This window comes from Rhodoferax sp. GW822-FHT04A08, assembly GCF_058801025.1.
Map to the genome: position 1 here is coordinate 191,911 of NZ_JBXAMW010000004.1, position 17,610 is coordinate 209,520.

The window sequence follows — 17,610 nt, forward strand, 5'->3', positions numbered from 1 at the left end:
AGGCTAGGAATGCATTTGAAGCAACTAAGAATCTCAAATTACAAGAGCTTCTATGGAACTACTGAGTTCAATTTCTCGCCCGGCTTTAACGTTCTCCTAGGCGCGAATTCGAGCGGCAAGACTTCGGTTTTGGAGGCAATTTCATTTGCAGATCTGGTTGAAGTCCCTCATAGTTCCATTCTGAATTCAGATGAACCAGGTGCTTTACCTCAAAGCAGACCAACTACTGAGCTTTTGTTTTCTGTTGCTTTAGATGAGCTGCAGCGGCTCATTACACCAGCAAGTGAATTCTTTATTGGTATAGGTGAGCAAGTAGGCCACTTTCATACAAGTGATCCTGACCTGATAAGGCGAAAGTTAAAAACTGAATCGCTCAATTTTGGAGTTCAGCGTGATTTTTCGAACGCCCATCTCTTGGCAAAAATTGAGTTTTCACATTGGCCCTCAGTATGGCGCTCTTTAAGAGGCGGCACATCATTTCCAGCGGCATATATTTCTAGAAACCGCGAAGTTATTCAGGTTTCTCAGTTTCAAACTGAGGGAGACGAAATAGTACATATCAGCAATGCTATTTCTGCAAAAATCTTTCGATTCCAATCTGCAAGAGCAGTTCAGTCGGCTTACGGTCATTATCCGAACGCAGAGCTGCAGCCGAATGGGGCCAATTTGGCCTACTGTGTCAACTATTTGCAAACAACAAACAAAGTGTTGTTCGACCAGTTAAACGGCCTCTTAAACCGGGTTTTTCCAACAATACATTGGGTGGGAGCTCCACCAAACGGAAACAATGCATTTGAGCTGAAAGTCCATACTACTCAGACCCGTTTGAATCGTGGAGACCTCGCCGTACCAATCAGCCAAGTTGGAACTGGGGTTGGTAACGCGCTTGCAATTTTGTACGTTGCGCTTACTGCACAGACACCGCGCGTTATTTTGCTTGAAGAACCCAACTCATTCCTGCATCCACGCGCAGTACGCGAGCTCTTGGCAATCCTCGCGGAAATAGGCGGAAGGCATCAGTTCTTTGTTACTACCCATTCAAGTGATGTGCTCCGCACCATCAATGCCTCCACCGTCACGCTTCTTGAACACGATGGGCAACAAACAACCATTAAGCAAACATCTGGGAAGAAGCTTCATGAATTGAAGGCAGGTCTTACTGATCTGGGAATTAGTCTGACCGACCTACACGGTTGTGACAAGGTTCTTTGGGTAGAAGGCGAAACGGAAGAGGCTGTCTTTCCACAGTTGCTTCGTCATTACTTTCCGGCACAGGCGCAAGGCATTGCCGTTTTGCCTCTCCATGCAACTGGTGATTTCGAGTCCAGGAAATTCAGTCCAAAGAAAGTTGCCGAGATATACAAGACACTTAGCGAGGGAAGTTTTCTCGCTCCGCCCATGGTTGCTATCGCACTGGATAGAGAGAGGCGGCGAATCGAGGAAGTGGGGCAGATCGAAAAGGACTGTGAAGGCATAGTCCGCTTTCTGCCGCAGGTCATGTTGGAGGACTATTTTCTGCATCCTGACGCCATAGCTTTCGTTCTTAGCGAGGAAGCCGGTCGAAAATTTTCTGCCGATACGGTGGCCAAGGCTCTCGAAGACGCTCGCAAGGACAATAAGTGTCTTCTGCAACCGGAAAATCCCAAAGGCTCCGAGATACACGCTGCCAAGGCTCTCAACAAAGTGTTTGTAGAAATTGCCAGTACGGAGTATCACAAGACTGCACATGGCCCACAAATTGTCGACTGGCTGCTTTCAAACGATCCAGGCTCACTGTCAGCATTACGGGACTGGTTGGCGGTTGTCTTGCAACCAGGTGGCACGAGCTCTGCTTTGAGCGTCCATTGAAACAATTCGTCGCCATTCTTCGAACGGGAATTACCTATGCTCGACCTGCTGATTCACAACGCGGCATTTGCCGACGGCCGCAAGGCCATGTCCGTCGCCGTGCAAGGCGGCAAGATTGTCGAAGTCACGCAAGGGCTGCAAGCCCCCGCGCACGAAACCGTGGACGCGGGCGGCATGTTGCTGTCCAGCCCCTTTGTGGACGCGCACTTCCACATGGATGCCACGCTGTCGTATGGCCTACCGCGGGTGAACCAGAGCGGCACGCTGCTCGAAGGCATTGCGCTGTGGGGCGAGCTCAAGCCGTTGCTCACGCAAGAGGCGCTGGTGGAGCGAGCACTGGCGTATTGCGACTGGGCCGCAGCCAAGGGCTTGCTGGCGATACGCACCCATGTGGACGTGTGCGACCCGCGTCTGCTGGCAGTAGATGCGCTGCTGGAGGTGAAGAAGCGGGTGGCGCCCTATATCGACCTGCAGCTGGTCGCCTTTCCGCAAGATGGCGTTCTGCGCGGACCGCAGGGTGCACAGCAGCATATGGACAACCTCAAACGTGCGCTCGACAAGGGCGTGGACGTGGTGGGCGGCATTCCCCACTTTGAGCGCACCATGGCCGATGGTGCCCTGAGCGTGAAGCTGCTGTGCGAGCTGGCCGCCGAGCGCGGGCTGATGGTGGACATGCACTGCGACGAGTCGGATGACCCGCACTCGCGCCACGTGGAGACGCTGGCGTTCGAAGCGCAACGGCTGGGGCTGCAGGGCCGCGTCACCGGTTCGCACCTGACTTCCATGCACAGCATGGACAACTATTACGTCAGCAAGCTCATTCCGCTGATGGCCGAGGCCGGGCTGCACGTGGTGGCCAACCCGCTCATCAACATCACACTGCAAGGCCGCCACGACAGCTACCCCAAGCGCCGGGGCATGACGCGCGTGCCGGAATTGATGGCCGCTGGTATCAACGTGGCCTTTGGCCATGACTGTGTGATGGACCCCTGGTATTCGCTGGGCAGCGGCGACATGCTGGAGGTGGCGCACATGGGGCTGCATGTAGGCCAGATGACCAGCCAGGACGCCATGCGCCAGTGCTTTGACGCAGTCACCCGCAATGCGGCCTGTGTGCTGGGCTTGCAGGGCTACGGTCTGGCAGCGGGCTGCAATGCAGACTTGGTGCTGCTACAGGCACGCGACCCGGTGGAGGCCATACGCCTGCGTGCCACGCGTCTCAAGGTGTTCCGCGCTGGCAAGCTGATTGCGCAGTCACCCGCTGCCACCGCCCAGTTGAACTTGCCGGGGCGCCCGGCGCAGACGAGCTGGATTCAGGCGTTGGACGTGTAGGCGCTCAAGGCGTTGGAAGTGGTTGACGACTGCGAGGCGCTGAACTGCTGCACCGCCTTGAGCAAGGCGGTGCGTTGGGTTTGCAGCAAGGTGGACTTGCTGGTGAGCGCGCTGACTGAGGAGGCAATCCTTCCATCGCTGGCCAGCTCCTTGCCGGCCGCCTTGTCCACCAGCTTGCCGAGCTTGGACAAAGCCGTCTGCACGGTGCTGGGCGAAGCCTTGTAGGCCGCCGCAAACTTGGTGGCATCCAGTTTCAGCGTGCCGTCACTGGCTTTGGTAAAGCCCATGTTGCGCAGGTCGCTGATCTTGCTGAGATCGGCAGACAACGCGCGGCTCATGGTGGAGCTGATCTTGTCTGTGCCGCTGGTCTGTGCCGCAGCCGTTTGCGCCGACGCCACCATCGCATTGAATTTGGTGATGAAGCTGGTGATGCCCGCTTTCACGTCGTCACTGGTGGAAGAGGTCTGGAACCCGCTGAGTCCCTGCGCGGCGGTTTGCACCAGGGAAACGGCGGATTTGAACTGGCCCAGCGTGGACAGGCTTGTGGTGGCGGCATCCAGCTTGGCCTGCAAGGCGGTGCTGGATTTGGTGATGCCCGCCAAAACCGGGCTGAGCGCGCTGCTAGCCTGCGTGGTGGACTGGCTGCTGGATGCCAGGCTGGCCGTGCTGCTGCTGAGCAACTGGCTGATGTTCATGGTGATTTCCTTGGTAGGGCGGGCTCGTGGCCCTCCGGTGGGACCCCCTGATTTTGTTCAGCCTTGGCCCAGGCATAGAGGCGGAGATAGCCCGAAGACACCCGCCAATTGGATGGACCTCAGTCGCCCTTGCCGCCGCCTCCACCGCAAAGACGGTTTCTGCGCAGATAATCTTCCGAGCAACAAAGGGGGACGCGATGGTTCTGGACGATTTGACGGCGCACGACAAATTCTTGCTCATGCTGGAGTGGATGCTGGCCCTGGAAAAGCGCCATGCCGACGTGTTGCAGCCGGGCCTGGTCCACATCAAGTACGACCCCCAGGACATCCGGGACCTGACCTTCGGTGCCAGCGATGCCGCGCAAAAGCTCAGCGAAGTGGCCGAATGCCTCAAACGCTCGTTCCGTGGCACCGACTTCATTGCCCGCGAGGGCATGGGCTTCTGGATTCTTACCCCGTTCACACAGATTGACCCGGTGATGGAAAAGGTGCGCCAGGTTATCAAGACAGCGCCCCAAAATGGCCTGGGCATCGCCCATAGCAATGTGCGCATCTATATGCTGCGCGACCACCTGGGCGGTGCTGCCGGACAATTCAAGGCAGCGCAGGACTTCCTGGACTACCTGCAGACCTTGCCGGAACCGGTACTTCCGGTGTGACATTCGCCGGGCTGCAAAGTACGCAAAAGTACTTGCAAGGCCTCTTCATATACGTTTTTGTAATTAGAAACTGACAATTAAGTTGTTCCTGTTTTAACGGTCCACTTCCAGAATGCAACCCATCGCACTGTTGCGTTGCAAACATCCTGGAGTTGACCATGGCAAACAGCCACCCCCAATCCCGCCTTTCCCGCCGCCCGTTCCTCAAACTGGCTGCCGCAGTCGCCGTGGCTGCCACGTCCCTCGGTGCATCGCTGCAAGCCCAGGCCCAGCAGGCCGTCACCCTGCTGAACGTGTCCTACGACCCCACGCGCGAGCTGTACGTGGAATACAACGCGGCCTTTGCCAAGTACTGGAAAGCCAAGACCGGCCAAGACGTGACCATCAAGCAAAGCCATGGTGGTTCGGGCAAACAGGCCCGCTCGGTCATTGATGGCCTGGAAGCCGACGTAGTGACCTTGGGCTTGGCAGGCGACATCGACGCCATCGTCAAGAACGGCGGCTGGCTGTCCAAGGACTGGCAAAAGCGCCTGCCCCACAACTCATCGCCCTACACCAGCACCATCATCTTTGCGGTGCGCGAAGGCAATCCCAAGGGCATCAAGGACTGGGACGACCTGATCCGCCCGGACGTGAAGGTCATCACACCCAATCCCAAAACTTCTGGCGGCGCACGCTGGAACTATCTGGCGGCCTGGGAATTTGCCCGCCTCAAGTACGGCGGTGACGCCAAGGCCAAAGAGTTCGTAGCCAAGCTGTACGCCAATGTGCCTGTGCTGGACACCGGTGCCCGAGGCTCCACCATCACCTTCGGCCAGCGCGGCCAGGGCGACGTGCTGATTGCCTGGGAAAACGAGGCCTACCTGCTGGAAAAAGAATTCGGCGCCAAGTTTGACGTGGTTGCACCTCCCTTGAGCATCCTGGCCGAGCCGCCCGTTGCTGTGGTCGACAAGAACGTGGACAAGAAGGGCACCCGCACCGTGGCCGAGGAATACCTCAAGTACCTCTACAGCGAAGAAGGCCAGGACATTGCCGGCAAGAACTTCTACCGCCCGGCCGTGTCGGAGAAGGCCAAGGCCAAATACGCCAAGCAGTTCGCCAAGATCAAGCTCTTCACCATCGACGAGGCCTTTGGCGGATGGGAAAAAGCCGACAAGGAACACTTCGCCGACGGTGGCAGCTTTGACCAGATCTACACCAAGAAATAAGGCCCCCACGCATTTCACCTTGGGACGGCCCGGCGGTGAAACCAACTCTTAGCATCATCAACCAAGGTCTGTCATGTCTGTTCTCTTGATTGCCGGAAGCCCGTCGGAACGCTCACGCACCGCCGCACTGCTGGATGCCGCCGGCCAGCGCCTGGCAACCCGCGGTGCGCTGGTAGAGCGACTTCGTGTGCGCGACCTCTCGCCCCAGGCGCTGCTGCTAGCGGACTTTGGCCACCCCTCGGTGAGCAAAGCTATTGGTCAGGTGGCACAGGCGCAGGTCGTGATCGTGGCCACGCCGGTATACAAGGCCGCCTACAGCGGCGTGCTCAAGGTCTTCCTGGACCTGCTGCCGCAGGATGCCTTCAAGGGCAAGACCGTGCTGCCACTGGCCACCGGAGGCAGCCCCAACCACATGCTGGCGCTGGACTATGCCTTGCGACCGGTCCTGCAGTCGCTGGGTGCGCGCCATATCCTGTCGGGCATCTTTGCGGTGGACTCGCAGGTCACGCTTTCGCCGGAGGGGTCCTATAGCCTGAGCCCTGACATCAGTGACCGCCTGGATGCGGCTGTCACCACGCTGGTCACGGAAGCGCTGTCTCCTTCCCTGGCGCACGCCAGCCGCTTTGCACCGGTGCACTTCTCGCAGGTGCGATGTAGCGTGTAACAACCCAACGCGCACCGAGTGCGCAAACCCCACTCTCCACGTTTTTGAGGACCGCAGGATGCGGCCCCCGGGGGAGGTTTTGTCTTCACTTTTGCAAGGAATCCAACCATGTCCCATCCGTCCCTCACCCGACGCCACCTGCTGGCCGGTGCCGCTGCCTCCACTGCCTTGTTGGCCGGCGGCAGTGTCCTGGCACAAAGCGCGTCACGCACCTTGCGCATCGGTTACCAGAAGGGCTGGCTCTCCATCCTGCGCGGGCGCGGCACGCTGGAAAAGCGCCTCACACCCCTGGGCGTGAACGTGACCTGGACCGAGTTCAACGCCGGACCGGTGCAGCTGGAAGCACTCAACGTCGGCTCTATCGACTTCGGCGATGTGGGCGAAGCGCCTCCGATATTTGCCCAGGCCGCTGGAGCACCGCTGGTCTATGCCGCAGCCACCGTGCCGCGCCCGCGCCTGGAAGGCGTGCTAGTGCCCAAGGACTCGCCCATCCAAAGCGTGGCCGATCTCAAGGGCAAACGCATCGTCTTCAACAAGGGCTCCAACGTGCAGTACCTGCTGGTCAAGCTGCTGGAGAAGCACGGCCTGAAGTACAGCGACGTGACCCCCATCTTCCTGCCGCCGCCCGATGCGCGTGCCGCGTTCGAGAAAGGGGCCGTGGACGCCTGGATCATCTGGGACCCGTTCCTGGCCTCGGCCCAGAAGACGCTGCAGGCGCGCCTGCTGGTGGACGGCAGCGGTGTAGTGAACAACCGCCAGTACTACTTCACCTCGCGTGACTTCGCCACCAAGAACACCGACGTGCTGAAGATCGCGATCGAGGAGATCAACGCCATCGACACCTGGATCGGCAACAACAAGGCCGCCGGTGCCGCCGAGCTGGCCACCGTGCTGGGTCTGGACAAGAGCATCACCGAGCTGTACGTGGGTCGCGCCGCCTACGGCACCAAGGCCGTGACCAGCGACATCCTGGCCGAACAGCAGGCCGTGGCCGACACCTTCTTCGAGCTCAAGCTCATCCCCAAGAAGCTCAACCTGCTGCACGCAGCACCGGTCAACCTGAGCTGAAACGCCTTGCGAGAGACTGCCATGCGTACCACCTCACCCTTTCATACCCAGCGGCGCGGACTGCTGCAGTTGCTGGCCGTCACGGCGGGTACCTGGGGTCTGAGCGGCCCCGTCGTCAACCCGGCGTTTGCGCAGGCGGCGCCCTCGGCTGCCAAGCCGCTGGACGTGCTGCGCATAGGCTACCAAAAGTCTGCTGCCAATCTGGTCATCCTCAAGGAACAGGGCGCGCTGGAGAAGCGCTTCCCCAACACCAAGGTGAGCTGGATCGAGTTTCCGGCTGGTCCGCAGTTGCTCGAAGCGTTGTCCGCTGGCAGCTTGGAGTTCGGCCTGACCGGCGACTCGCCCCCGGTATTCGCGCAGGCTGCAGGCAAGGAGCTGGTCTATGTGGGTGCCGAGCCACCCAAGCCCGACAGCTCGGCTGTGCTGGTGCAGCGCGACTCGCCGCTACGCACCCTGCCCGAACTCAAAGGCAAGAAGATTGCCGTGCAAAAGGGCTCCAGCGCCCACTACCTGCTGGTGCGCGCGGTGGAAAAGGCCGGTCTGCAATGGAGTGACATCACCCCAATCTACCTCACACCGGCCGATGCACGTGCCGCATTCGAGCGCAAGAGCGTGGACGCCTGGGCGATCTGGGACCCGTTCTATTCCGCCACCCAGCTCAGTATCCAGGCCCGCGCGCTGGCCACCGGGCGCGGCCTGTCCAACAACAACTCGTTCTACCTGGCCTCGCTGCCGTTTGCCAACCAGCATGCCGATGCCATCGCAGTGCTGTTTGAAGAACTCACCCGCGCCGACCGGTTTGTGCAGGAGCACCGCCCCGAAGCCATCAAGCTGATTGCCGGCTTCAGCGGACTGGATGCCGGCGTGGTCAGCCTGTTCCTGCAACGTCGCCCCGCTTCACCGGTAGGCCCGCTGGCTGCCTCCACCAAGGCCGACCAGCAACGCGTGGCCGATGCCTTTCTGCAGCTCGGTCTCATCCCCAAGGCCGTGCAGGTTGCCGACATCGTGTGGACCGCCCCCGCCACACGCGTGGCCAGCACCAAACCCTGACCCCAACAACTACCCGCCCCCACGCCCCCGCAGACCATCATGAAAATATTCTGGTTCATCCCCACCCACGGCGACAGCCGCTACCTCGGCACCTCCGAAGGCGCGCGCGCGCTCAGCCACGATTACCTCAAGCAAGTGGCCCAAGCCGCAGACAGCCTGGGCTACGAAGGCGTGCTCATCCCCACCGGCCGCTCCTGCGAAGACCCGTGGGTGGTGGCATCCAGCCTGCTGCCCGTCACCACGCGCCTGAAGTTCCTGGTGGCCGTGCGCCCCGGACTGCATCAGCCTGCGCTGGCCGCACGCATGGCCGCCACCTTCGACCGCTTGTCCAATGGGCGCCTGCTCATCAACCTGGTCACCGGGGGTGACCAGACCGAACTCGAAGGTGATGGTGTGTTTCTGGACCATGCCGCCCGCTACGAACAGTCCGCAGAGTTCATCCGCATCTGGCGCGAGATCATTGCCCGCAGCCACGAAGGCAAGACCTATGACTTCGAAGGCAAGCACCTCAGCGTCAAGGGTGCCAAGCTGCTCTACCCCTCGGTACAACGCCCGCATCCGCCGGTGTATTTCGGTGGCTCTTCAGAAGCCGCGCACGATCTGGCTGCCGAACAGGTGGAGACCTACCTCACCTGGGGCGAACCGCCAGCCGACGTGGCCAAGAAGGTGGCCGATGTACGCGCCCGCGCCGCCAAGCACGGCCGAAGTGTGCGGTTTGGCATTCGCCTGCACGTCATCGTGCGTGAAACCGATGCAGAAGCCTGGGCCGCAGCCGACGCGCTGATCAGCCGACTGGATGATCAGACTGTGGCCACAGCGCAGAAGGCCTTTGCCCGCATGGATTCCGAAGGGCAGCGCCGCATGGCCGCTCTGCATGGCTCGGGCAACAAGCGCAGCCGCGCCGATCTGGAAATCAGCCCCAACCTGTGGGCCGGTGTGGGCCTGGTGCGCGGTGGCGCAGGTACCGCACTGGTGGGTGACCCACAAACCGTGGCAGCGCGCATCCAGGAATACGCAGCCCTGGGTCTGGACACCTTTGTGCTCTCAGGCTACCCGCATCTGGAAGAAGCCTACCGCTTTGCCGAACTGGTGTTTCCGCAGCTGCCGCTGGAATTGCAGAACAAGTTCTGCGGAGGCACACCGTTTGGCGAAGTGGTGGCCAATGAGTACCTGCCCAAGGTTTCGCAGAGCTGAGGCGCAATATGACACACGCTGTTCAAGAGGCCTCGGCCACGGCGGACACCCTGCAGGCGCCTGGCTTCGGCTTGCTGGCTGCGCTGCCTTCTGCACGCGCGCCCGGCTCCGCCCTGCTGCCGTTTCTGCGCGCCGTATGGCAGCGCCTGATTCCTTGGCTGGTTCCGCTGGCACTGATTGCGCTCTGGCAACTCAGCAGCGCACTGGGCTGGCTGTCCAGCCGCGTGCTGCCAGCGCCTCTGGATGTGGCGACCGCCGCATGGAAGCTGACACTCAGCGGTGAACTGTTTACCCACGTCAAAGTCAGTGCGGCGCGTGCGCTCACGGGCCTGGCCATTGGCGGCGGCCTGGGTTTGCTGCTGGGCTTGCTGACCGGCTCGATACGGATTTTCGAAACCCTGCTGGACAGCACCATCCAGATGGTGCGCAACATTCCGGCCCTGGCCATGATTCCGCTGGTCATCCTGTGGTTTGGCATTGACGAGTCGGCCAAGCTGTTCCTGATTGCGGTGTCGGTGTTCTTCCCGATCTATCTCAACACCTTCCACGGTATCCGCGGCGTGGACCCCGGTCTGGTGGAGATGGCGCGCAGCTACGGCCTCAACCGCTGGCAGCTCTATACCCAGGTGATATTGCCGGGTGCGCTCTCCAGCATTCTGGTGGGCCTGCGTTTTTCGCTGGGCCTGATGTGGGTGATCCTGATCGTGGCGGAGACCATTTCGGCCCAGGCCGGCATCGGCTACCTGACCATGAATGCGCGCGAGTTCCTGCAGACCGACATCGTGCTGGTGGGCATCCTGCTGTATGCCGCACTGGGCAAGCTGGCCGACTGGTTTGCGCGCACGCTGGAGCGCAGCTGGCTGCGCTGGCACCCCGGTTACCAAGATGCACAGTGAGGCACGCATGACAAACCCACAACAACGCGGCGTCGCACTGGATGCGAAGGGACTGACCAAACGCTACGGCGCGCGCACCGTGCTGAACAACGCGCAACTGCAGATTGCCCCCGGCGAGTTCGTAGCCATCGTGGGCCGCAGCGGTTGTGGCAAGAGCACGCTGCTGCGTCTGGTGGCGGGTCTGGAAGCCGCCAGCGATGGCCGCCTGCTTATTGACCAGAAGCCATCCGAAGGCATACGCAGCAATACCCGCATCATGTTCCAGGACGCGCGCTTGCTGCCCTGGAAACGCGTGGTCGACAACGTCGCCCTGGGACTGCCCGCAACCCGCCACGCCGATGCGGCGCGGGTGTTGGAGCAGGTCGGGCTGGGTGAGCGTCAACAAGATTGGCCAGCGCGCCTGTCGGGCGGCCAGCGCCAACGCGTGGCACTGGCCCGCGCCCTGGTGCACCAGCCGGACCTTTTGTTGCTGGACGAGCCTCTGGGCGCACTGGACGCGCTGACCCGCATCGAGATGCATGCCCTCATCGAAGACCTGTGGCAGCGCAACGGCTTTACCGCCCTGCTGGTCACCCACGATGTGCAAGAAGCCGTGGCACTGGCCGACCGCGTGGTGCTGATCGAGGACGGTGCGATTGCACTGGACGAACGCATAGCCCTGCCACGCCCGCGCCACCGCGGCGACCCGCGCTTTGCCGCACTGGAAGAACGCATCCTCAACCGCGTGCTGCAGCGTCCTGTCAAAGACGAGCCATCCACCACCACAGCCGATACCTGGCCCGGCGCACCTGCGCACGGTCTGCGCTGGGCCATCTGACATTTACTCAACGGACTTTTTAGGAGAAACCCATGTCCATTCAAGCCATCAACGTTCGCAACCAATTCCGCGGCAAAGTGCGCGAGATCATCCACGGAGATGTCGTCTCCGAAGTCGACGTGGAAACACCCTGGGGCATCGTGACCTCGGTGATCACCACCCGTTCGGTGAAGGACCTGCAACTGGTCGTGGGTTCCGAAGTCGTGGCACTGGTGAAGTCCACCGAAGTGTCCATCGCCAAGCTCTGAGCTGGAGGTTCCATGTCCACCCCCCAGAAGTTCGAAACCCTGGCGGTGCACGCCGGCTATTCGCCCGACCCCACCACCAAGGCCGTGGCCGTACCCATCTACCAGACTGCTGCCTATGCATTCGACAACGCGCAGCATGGCGCAGATCTGTTCGACCTGAAGGTGCCGGGCAATATCTACACCCGCATCATGAACCCGACACAGGACGTGCTGGAAAAGCGTCTGGCCGCGCTCGAAGGCGGCATCGCTGCGCTGGCCCTGGCATCGGGCCAAGCGGCAGTGACCTACGCCATCCAGACCATTGCAGAGTCCGGCGACAACATCGTCTCCAGCACGGCACTCTACGGCGGCACCTACAACCTGTTTGCCCATACGCTGCCGCAATACGGCATCACCACCCGCTTCGCCGACCACCGCGACCCCAACAGCTTCGAGGCGCTGATCGACGACAAGACCAAGGCGATCTTTGTGGAATCGCTGGGCAACCCGCAAGGCAATGTGACCGACATTGCGCGCGTGGCCGAGATTGCGCACCGCCACGGCGTGCCGCTCATCGTCGACAACACGGTGGCGTCTCCCTTTCTGCTGCGCCCCATCGAGCACGGCGCCGACATCGTGGTGCACTCGCTCACCAAATACCTGGGCGGCCACGGCACCAGCATTGGCGGTGCCATCGTGGACTCGGGCAAGTTTCCATGGGGCCTGCACAAGGCACGCTTCAAGCGCCTGAACGAGCCTGACGTGAGCTACCACGGCGTGGTCTACACCGAAGCCCTGGGCCCTGCCGCCTACATCGGCCGTGCCCGCGTCGTGCCGCTGCGCAACATGGGTGCTGCCATATCGCCGTTCAACGCGTTCCAGATCCTGCAAGGCATAGAGACCCTGGCGCTGCGCATGGAGCGCATCACCAGCAATGCCAGCGCGGTGGCCCAGTTCCTGCAAAAACACCCCAAGGTGAGCTGGGTGAACTACGCCGGCCTGCCCGAGCACCCGGACCATGCCCTGGCGCAGAAGTACCTGGGTGGCAAGCCCTCCGGTCTGCTGACCTTTGGCGTGAAGGCACCCGAAGGCAAACGCCGTGAAGCCGGTGCCGCCTTCCTCGATGCGCTGCAGGTGTTCACCCGCTTGGTCAACATTGGCGACACCAAGTCGCTGGCCACCCACCCGGCTTCCACCACCCACCGCCAACTGTCGGCCGAGGAACTCACCAAGTCCGGCGTGCCGGAAGACGCGGTGCGCCTGTCGGTGGGCATTGAACACATTGACGACCTGCTGGCCGATCTGGAGCAGGCACTGGGAGCGACATGAACTTTCAACAACTGCGCTCCGTGCGCGAGGCCGTGCGCTGCAATTTCAACCTCACTGAAGTAGCGCACATGCTGTTCACGTCGCAGCCCGGCGTGAGCCGCCAGATCCGTGAACTGGAGGAAGAGCTGGGGGTGGAAATCTTCGTGCGCGCGGGCAAGCGCCTGACCGGCCTCACGCCGCCGGGCGTGGCCATTCTGCCCATCGTGGAGCGGCTGCTGCTGGACGCCGAGAACATCAAGCGCGCCGGCCAGGACTTCACGGCGCAGATGGAAGGCCAACTCACGGTGGCCGCGACCCACACGCAGGCACGCTATGCCCTGCCTCAGGTGGTGAAGGACTTTCGCGATCGCTTCCCCAAGGTCACCTTGCACCTGCACCAGGGCTCGCCCAAGCAGGTGGCCGCGATGCTGATTTCGGGAGAGGCCGACATCGGCGTGGCTACGGAAGCGCTGGGCGACTACGCCCAATTGCTGACCCTGCCTTGCTACCGCTGGACCCACAGTGTGATCGTGCCCCCCGGGCATCCGCTGCTCGAAGAAAAGGGCCCGATCACGCTGCAGCAGTTGATCCGCTATCCCATCATCACCTACGAGGTGGGTTACACCGGCCGCTCGCATATTGACGATGCCTTCTCTGCCGAAGGGCTGCAGCCGGACGTGGTGCTGACCGCCATGGACGCCGACGTGATCAAGACCTATGTCGAACTGGGCATGGGTATTGGCATCGTGGCCTCCATTGCGCTGGACGAAGAGCGCGACCGCGCCCTGCGCATTCTGGATGCCGGCCATCTGTTCACCGTGAACGTGACCCGACTGGGTCTGCGCAAGGGTGCTTGGCTACGCGGCTACGCGTACAGCTTTGTGGAACTGTTCGTGCCCACCCTGACCAGGGAAGTGGTGACGGCGGCATTTGCGGAGGCCGGCTGACTGCTGGCGCCAAAGCGCTGGTAGCGGGTCGCATCTCCTATAGTGGCGGTTTTCCATCCGAACTACCCTCAGCCCACATGACTTCCTTTACCCCTCTGAGCGCTCTGGCCGGCGGCCTGCTGATCGGCACGGCCGCCATCCTGCTGCTCTGGCTCAATGGCCGCATTGCCGGCGTGACCGGCATGATCACCGGTCTGCTGGTCAAGCCGTCAGGCACACAGATCTGGCGTCTGCTGTTCCTGGCCGGGCTGGTGCTGGGCACAGTGCTGTATGCCGCCTGGGGCCAAGCTACGCCTTTGCGCCATGGCTTTCCTGTGCCGTTGCTCATCGTGGCGGGCCTCCTGACCGGCTACGGAACGGCCCAGGCCAACGGCTGCACCAGTGGCCACGGCGTCTGCGGTCTGGCGCGTCTGTCGGTGCGCTCGCTGGTGGCCACCGGCACCTTCCTGGGTGTGGCCATCGTGACCACCTTCGTGGTGCGGCATCTGGTAGGGCTGGCCACATGAGCCGCACGGTAATGCGCAACTTCGCCGCATTGGCCAGTGGTGTGGTGTTTGGTCTGGGCCTGTCGCTGGCGCAGATGACCAACCCCGACAAGGTGCTGAACTTTCTGGACGTGGCAGGCAGCTGGGACGCCAGTCTGCTCTTCGTGCTGGGCGGCGCTGTGGTGGTGAGCGCCGTGGTCTTCCATTTCATTCTGAAGCGCAGTGCGCCCCTGTGGGACACCGTGTTTCACCTGCCGCTGGTGCGTGCGATCGACAAGCCACTGGTCATCGGCTCGGCCCTGTTCGGTATCGGCTGGGGTCTGTCCGGCTATTGCCCAGGCCCGGCAATTGCTTCTGTCGGCCTCAACAACCCGGAGGCGCTCTGGGTGGTGCCCAGCATCATCGCCGGCGCCGCACTGCAGCGCTGGAGCCACTACCGCCAGACTGCCGACATTGATTAAACGCAACCTGCCAACCGCCGATAACTGATACAAGCGCCCATTCCACCTACTCAGCGAGCACCCATGAACCGTCCCACACCGTCCAGCGAATTCGAATGGCCCACCTGGTTGTTGTGGGGCGTGATTCTGTTGTCCTGGGTGGCACTGGTGGGAACCTACGGCAGCATTCCCACCTGGCTGTCCACCGGGCTGCTGATCGTGCTGCTGGCGTGGTACATGAGCTTTCAGCACGAACTCACCCACGGCCACCCCACGCGCAACGAAACCATCAACCGGCTGATCGGCCTGCCACCGCTGGCTGTGTGGTATCCGTTCGACACCTACAAGAAGGACCATCTCAAACACCATGACGATGCGCATCTGACCGAGCCCGGTGTGGACACCGAGAGCAACTACATCACGCCCGAGCAGGCCGCCACCATGGGCCCGGTGGCGCTGTGGCTGTACAAGAGCCAGCGCACCGTGCTGGGCCGCTTCATCATCGGCCCGGCCATCGTCAACGTGAGCCTGTGGACGCGGCTGGTACGGTCCCTGGCCAAGGGCGAGACCACCGAACTGAAAGTCTGGAGCTTGCACCTGCCGCTGGTGGCGCTGCTGCTGTGGCTGTTGGACCAGTACACCCGCATCCCGGTGTGGCACTACTGCTTTGGCATTGCCTACCCGGCACTGGGCCTGGCCATGCTGCGTTCGTTGTACGAGCACCGCCCCGGCGTCTTGCCCGCACACCGCACCGTGATCAACGAGGCCGCGCTGCCCTGGCGGCTGCTCTACCTCAACAACAACTTCCACGTGGTGCACCACGCCTACCCTGGCGTGCAGTGGTACAAGATTCCCGCGCTGTACCGGGCGGACCGCGCCGCCTACCAGGAGCGCAACGGCGGCTTTGTGCTGCCGGGCTACCTCTACCTGATTCGCAACTTCGCCTTCAAGCCGGTTGACAATCCGGTGCTGGCCGCTCCCGCCACCGCTCCCAAGCGCACCGCCCCCAAACGCGTGCCAGCCAAGCCCTGAGCATGCAGGCAGCATTGCCCATGTACTTCCCGCCGTGCGAGGCGGTAGAGGCCTTCTGGGCGGCTCTGGCCGGACTGTTGCGTACGGATGCTGCATGCGCCGGATATGACATCCCTGCCGCATTGCGCTGGCCCGAAGACGTTCATGCCCAATGGCTGGAGAGTGACCTGTTGCTCAGCCAGGCCTGTGGCTACCCCTTCGTCACCATGCTCAAGGGGCGGGTGCAACTGGTGGGCACGTTTGCCTATGAGGCGGTGGGCGTGCAGGGCATTTATTGCCGCAGCCAGCTGATTTGCCGCGCAGACGATGTGCGCCAGACGTTGGCGGAATTTGCCGGCAGCTCCGTGGCCTTCAACGACACCATCTCGCAATCCGGCTACAACGCCTTGCGCGCACTGGTGGCTACCACCACCACGCAGAGGCCGTTCTTTGACAAGGCGCTCCATACCGGCGCGCATTACCGCTCCATAGAAGCGGTGCGTACGGGACAGGCGGATATGGCCTCCATAGACCCGGTCAGCTGGGCGCACTGGCAGCGCAGCAACCCATCGCTTGGCACGCAGCTGCGCGTGTTTGAGCAAACCCAACCCTACCCCGGCCTGCCCTTGATCACTGCGCTGGAAACACCGCCGGCAGTGCTGCAAGCCTTGCGCAAAGGCCTGCACACCCTGGCGCACGATGCGGCCTATGCCGCGCTGCGCAAGCCGCTACTGATCAGCGGCTTTGAAGTGACCGACAGATCGCACTACCAGATGTGTGTGACGATGCAGGAGCAAGCTTTACTCCACGGCGTGCGAGACCTTTGACGAATGGCATACGATAGCGCCTGAGCAAAAAACAAGTTCTGGGAGGAACGATGGCTGCAGTCGCGACAGTGTTTGGCGCAGAAGAACAAATGAATTCCGCCGCCCACGCAGGTGGCATCAAGGGAATTCCCATTCCACCGCGCCCGCTGGTGGTTCAGCAGATGCAGGAAGAGATGGCGTGGCCCGAACCGGACATGCGTCGCATTGCCCAGATCGTGGGCCAGGACGTTGGCCTGACGGTCGCCGTTCTGAAGACCGTGAATTCCCCCATGTATGGCTTGAGTCGCAAGGCCGAATCAGTGGAACAGGCCGTCAACCTGATCGGGCTCAAGCAACTGGAAAACCTGGTGACAGCCCTGGCCATGCGCAACCTGCTCAAGGGTGACAGCAATTTCCTGGGCCGTTTCTACGATACGTCGGCCCGACGCGCCCAGGCCATGGCCCATATGGCCAAGGCCACCGGTGTGGTGGATGTGGGATTGGCCCAGACCTTCGGCCTGTTCTGCGACGTCGGCATTCCACTGCTGATGCAGCGCTTCCCACGCTATACCCAGACTCTGCGCATTGCGAACGAGGACAGCGAGCGCTCCTTTACCGCCGTGGAACATGAAGCCCATAACACCGACCACGCCCTTATTGGCGCGCTGATGGTGAGGACCTGGGGACTATCCAAGCACGTCGCACTGGCCATCCGCATGCACCACGACTACCACGTGTTTCTGGACCCGCAGGCACCGCTGGAAGTGGTGCGATTGATCTCGCTGAACATCGTGGCCGAGGAGGCCATCCAGCGCTATGCCCAGATGCATTCCAACGTGGAGTGGCTCAAGGGTGGTGACTACGTCCCCAGCACGCTGTCCATGGAACCGGCCGAAGTCGAGGAGTGGATTGAACAATTGACCGATACGTTTGCCCTCGGCATGGAGTAACCCTA

At 61.7% G+C, this 17,610-nt stretch carries 19 protein-coding genes; 18 read left to right on the forward strand and 1 reads right to left on the reverse strand.

The window, feature by feature from the left end; genetic code table 11:
- Positions 1 to 9 precede the first annotated feature (9 nt).
- Positions 10 to 1,848: an AAA family ATPase gene (locus AC1RMF_RS10495; protein WP_493141411.1), complete on the forward strand. Its 1,839-nt coding sequence runs from the start codon at positions 10 to 12 to the stop codon at positions 1,846 to 1,848.
- Positions 1,849 to 1,884: 36 nt separating this feature from the next.
- Positions 1,885 to 3,180, forward strand: coding sequence for an amidohydrolase family protein (locus tag AC1RMF_RS10500; protein ID WP_493141412.1), 1,296 nt, complete (start codon positions 1,885 to 1,887; stop codon positions 3,178 to 3,180).
- Here the strand turns inward: AC1RMF_RS10500 and AC1RMF_RS10505 are convergent.
- On the reverse strand, positions 3,162 to 3,875 hold the full coding sequence (locus tag AC1RMF_RS10505) for a flagellar filament capping protein FliD (RefSeq protein WP_342619846.1): 714 nt from the start codon (positions 3,873 to 3,875) through the stop codon (positions 3,162 to 3,164). The two genes, AC1RMF_RS10500 and AC1RMF_RS10505, sit on opposite strands and share 19 nt — an antisense overlap.
- A gap of 197 nt (positions 3,876 to 4,072) precedes the next feature.
- Between AC1RMF_RS10505 and AC1RMF_RS10510 the strand changes: the two genes are divergently transcribed.
- The 16 genes from AC1RMF_RS10510 to AC1RMF_RS10585 all read left to right on the forward strand — a co-directional run bounded on the left by AC1RMF_RS10510 (position 4,073) and on the right by AC1RMF_RS10585 (position 17,605).
- Complete coding sequence (locus AC1RMF_RS10510; protein WP_493141413.1) at positions 4,073 to 4,534, forward strand: hypothetical protein; 462 nt, start codon at positions 4,073 to 4,075, stop codon at positions 4,532 to 4,534.
- A gap of 158 nt (positions 4,535 to 4,692) precedes the next feature.
- Entirely contained in the window at positions 4,693 to 5,742 is a 1,050-nt protein-coding gene (locus AC1RMF_RS10515) for a sulfate ABC transporter substrate-binding protein (RefSeq protein ID WP_493141414.1), read from the forward strand.
- Positions 5,743 to 5,815: 73 nt separating this feature from the next.
- Positions 5,816 to 6,406, forward strand: coding sequence for an NADPH-dependent FMN reductase (ssuE, locus tag AC1RMF_RS10520; protein WP_342619849.1), 591 nt, complete (start codon positions 5,816 to 5,818; stop codon positions 6,404 to 6,406).
- Between the two features lie 108 nt (positions 6,407 to 6,514).
- A complete protein-coding gene (locus tag AC1RMF_RS10525; protein WP_493141415.1) occupies positions 6,515 to 7,474 on the forward strand; it encodes a sulfonate ABC transporter substrate-binding protein in 960 nt (319 codons plus the stop codon).
- A gap of 21 nt (positions 7,475 to 7,495) precedes the next feature.
- On the forward strand, positions 7,496 to 8,524 hold the full coding sequence (locus tag AC1RMF_RS10530) for a sulfonate ABC transporter substrate-binding protein (RefSeq protein WP_493141416.1): 1,029 nt from the start codon (positions 7,496 to 7,498) through the stop codon (positions 8,522 to 8,524).
- Positions 8,525 to 8,563: 39 nt separating this feature from the next.
- Complete coding sequence (gene ssuD, locus AC1RMF_RS10535; protein ID WP_493141417.1) at positions 8,564 to 9,718, forward strand: FMNH2-dependent alkanesulfonate monooxygenase; 1,155 nt, start codon at positions 8,564 to 8,566, stop codon at positions 9,716 to 9,718.
- An 8-nt stretch (positions 9,719 to 9,726) separates the two neighbouring features.
- Positions 9,727 to 10,614: an aliphatic sulfonate ABC transporter permease SsuC gene (gene ssuC / locus AC1RMF_RS10540; protein ID WP_493141418.1), complete on the forward strand. Its 888-nt coding sequence runs from the start codon at positions 9,727 to 9,729 to the stop codon at positions 10,612 to 10,614.
- A gap of 7 nt (positions 10,615 to 10,621) precedes the next feature.
- Positions 10,622 to 11,431, forward strand: coding sequence for an ATP-binding cassette domain-containing protein (locus tag AC1RMF_RS10545; protein WP_493141419.1), 810 nt, complete (start codon positions 10,622 to 10,624; stop codon positions 11,429 to 11,431).
- Between the two features lie 32 nt (positions 11,432 to 11,463).
- Positions 11,464 to 11,679 carry a TOBE domain-containing protein gene (locus AC1RMF_RS10550; protein ID WP_342619855.1) on the forward strand — a complete coding sequence of 72 codons (216 nt, stop codon included), beginning with the start codon at positions 11,464 to 11,466 and terminating at the stop codon, positions 11,677 to 11,679.
- A 12-nt stretch (positions 11,680 to 11,691) separates the two neighbouring features.
- On the forward strand, positions 11,692 to 12,987 hold the full coding sequence (locus AC1RMF_RS10555; RefSeq protein ID WP_493141420.1) for an O-acetylhomoserine aminocarboxypropyltransferase/cysteine synthase family protein: 1,296 nt from the start codon (positions 11,692 to 11,694) through the stop codon (positions 12,985 to 12,987).
- Positions 12,984 to 13,913, forward strand: coding sequence for a CysB family HTH-type transcriptional regulator (locus AC1RMF_RS10560; RefSeq protein ID WP_342619857.1), 930 nt, complete (start codon positions 12,984 to 12,986; stop codon positions 13,911 to 13,913). Before AC1RMF_RS10555 ends, AC1RMF_RS10560 begins: the two co-directional genes overlap by 4 nt.
- A 77-nt stretch (positions 13,914 to 13,990) precedes the next feature.
- On the forward strand, positions 13,991 to 14,419 hold the full coding sequence (locus AC1RMF_RS10565) for a YeeE/YedE family protein (protein ID WP_342619858.1): 429 nt from the start codon (positions 13,991 to 13,993) through the stop codon (positions 14,417 to 14,419).
- Entirely contained in the window at positions 14,416 to 14,859 is a 444-nt protein-coding gene (locus AC1RMF_RS10570) for a DUF6691 family protein (protein ID WP_493141421.1), read from the forward strand. The genes AC1RMF_RS10565 and AC1RMF_RS10570 overlap by 4 nt, the downstream gene beginning before the upstream one ends.
- 63 nt (positions 14,860 to 14,922) lie before the next feature.
- Positions 14,923 to 15,870 (forward strand): fatty acid desaturase, encoded by a 948-nt coding sequence (locus AC1RMF_RS10575; RefSeq protein WP_342619860.1) that lies wholly within the window; start codon positions 14,923 to 14,925, stop codon positions 15,868 to 15,870.
- 2 nt (positions 15,871 to 15,872) lie between these two features.
- On the forward strand, positions 15,873 to 16,676 hold the full coding sequence (locus AC1RMF_RS10580) for a phosphate/phosphite/phosphonate ABC transporter substrate-binding protein (protein WP_493141422.1): 804 nt from the start codon (positions 15,873 to 15,875) through the stop codon (positions 16,674 to 16,676).
- Between the two features lie 50 nt (positions 16,677 to 16,726).
- Entirely contained in the window at positions 16,727 to 17,605 is an 879-nt protein-coding gene (locus AC1RMF_RS10585) for an HDOD domain-containing protein (RefSeq protein WP_493141423.1), read from the forward strand.
- Positions 17,606 to 17,610: the final 5 nt, after the last annotated feature.

What these genes read in the sequence shown, in the direction of transcription:
- AC1RMF_RS10565 (WP_342619858.1), top strand. Translation starts at nt 13,991, where the DNA reads ATGACTTCCTTTACCCCTCTGAGCGCTCTGGCCGGCGGCCTGCTGATC.
- AC1RMF_RS10555 (WP_493141420.1), top strand. Translation starts at nt 11,692, where the DNA reads ATGTCCACCCCCCAGAAGTTCGAAACCCTGGCGGTGCACGCCGGCTAT.
- AC1RMF_RS10545 (WP_493141419.1), top strand. Translation starts at nt 10,622, where the DNA reads ATGACAAACCCACAACAACGCGGCGTCGCACTGGATGCGAAGGGACTG.
- AC1RMF_RS10575 (WP_342619860.1), top strand. Translation starts at nt 14,923, where the DNA reads ATGAACCGTCCCACACCGTCCAGCGAATTCGAATGGCCCACCTGGTTG.
- AC1RMF_RS10495 (WP_493141411.1), top strand. Translation starts at nt 10, where the DNA reads ATGCATTTGAAGCAACTAAGAATCTCAAATTACAAGAGCTTCTATGGA.
- AC1RMF_RS10585 (WP_493141423.1), top strand. Translation starts at nt 16,727, where the DNA reads ATGGCTGCAGTCGCGACAGTGTTTGGCGCAGAAGAACAAATGAATTCC.
- ssuC (WP_493141418.1), top strand. Translation starts at nt 9,727, where the DNA reads ATGACACACGCTGTTCAAGAGGCCTCGGCCACGGCGGACACCCTGCAG.
- AC1RMF_RS10510 (WP_493141413.1), top strand. Translation starts at nt 4,073, where the DNA reads ATGGTTCTGGACGATTTGACGGCGCACGACAAATTCTTGCTCATGCTG.
- ssuE (WP_342619849.1), top strand. Translation starts at nt 5,816, where the DNA reads ATGTCTGTTCTCTTGATTGCCGGAAGCCCGTCGGAACGCTCACGCACC.
- AC1RMF_RS10530 (WP_493141416.1), top strand. Translation starts at nt 7,496, where the DNA reads ATGCGTACCACCTCACCCTTTCATACCCAGCGGCGCGGACTGCTGCAG.
- AC1RMF_RS10515 (WP_493141414.1), top strand. Translation starts at nt 4,693, where the DNA reads ATGGCAAACAGCCACCCCCAATCCCGCCTTTCCCGCCGCCCGTTCCTC.
- AC1RMF_RS10525 (WP_493141415.1), top strand. Translation starts at nt 6,515, where the DNA reads ATGTCCCATCCGTCCCTCACCCGACGCCACCTGCTGGCCGGTGCCGCT.
- AC1RMF_RS10580 (WP_493141422.1), top strand. Translation starts at nt 15,873, where the DNA reads ATGCAGGCAGCATTGCCCATGTACTTCCCGCCGTGCGAGGCGGTAGAG.
- AC1RMF_RS10570 (WP_493141421.1), top strand. Translation starts at nt 14,416, where the DNA reads ATGAGCCGCACGGTAATGCGCAACTTCGCCGCATTGGCCAGTGGTGTG.
- ssuD (WP_493141417.1), top strand. Translation starts at nt 8,564, where the DNA reads ATGAAAATATTCTGGTTCATCCCCACCCACGGCGACAGCCGCTACCTC.
- AC1RMF_RS10500 (WP_493141412.1), top strand. Translation starts at nt 1,885, where the DNA reads ATGCTCGACCTGCTGATTCACAACGCGGCATTTGCCGACGGCCGCAAG.
- AC1RMF_RS10505 (WP_342619846.1), bottom strand. Translation starts at nt 3,875, where the DNA reads ATGAACATCAGCCAGTTGCTCAGCAGCAGCACGGCCAGCCTGGCATCC.
- AC1RMF_RS10550 (WP_342619855.1), top strand. Translation starts at nt 11,464, where the DNA reads ATGTCCATTCAAGCCATCAACGTTCGCAACCAATTCCGCGGCAAAGTG.
- AC1RMF_RS10560 (WP_342619857.1), top strand. Translation starts at nt 12,984, where the DNA reads ATGAACTTTCAACAACTGCGCTCCGTGCGCGAGGCCGTGCGCTGCAAT.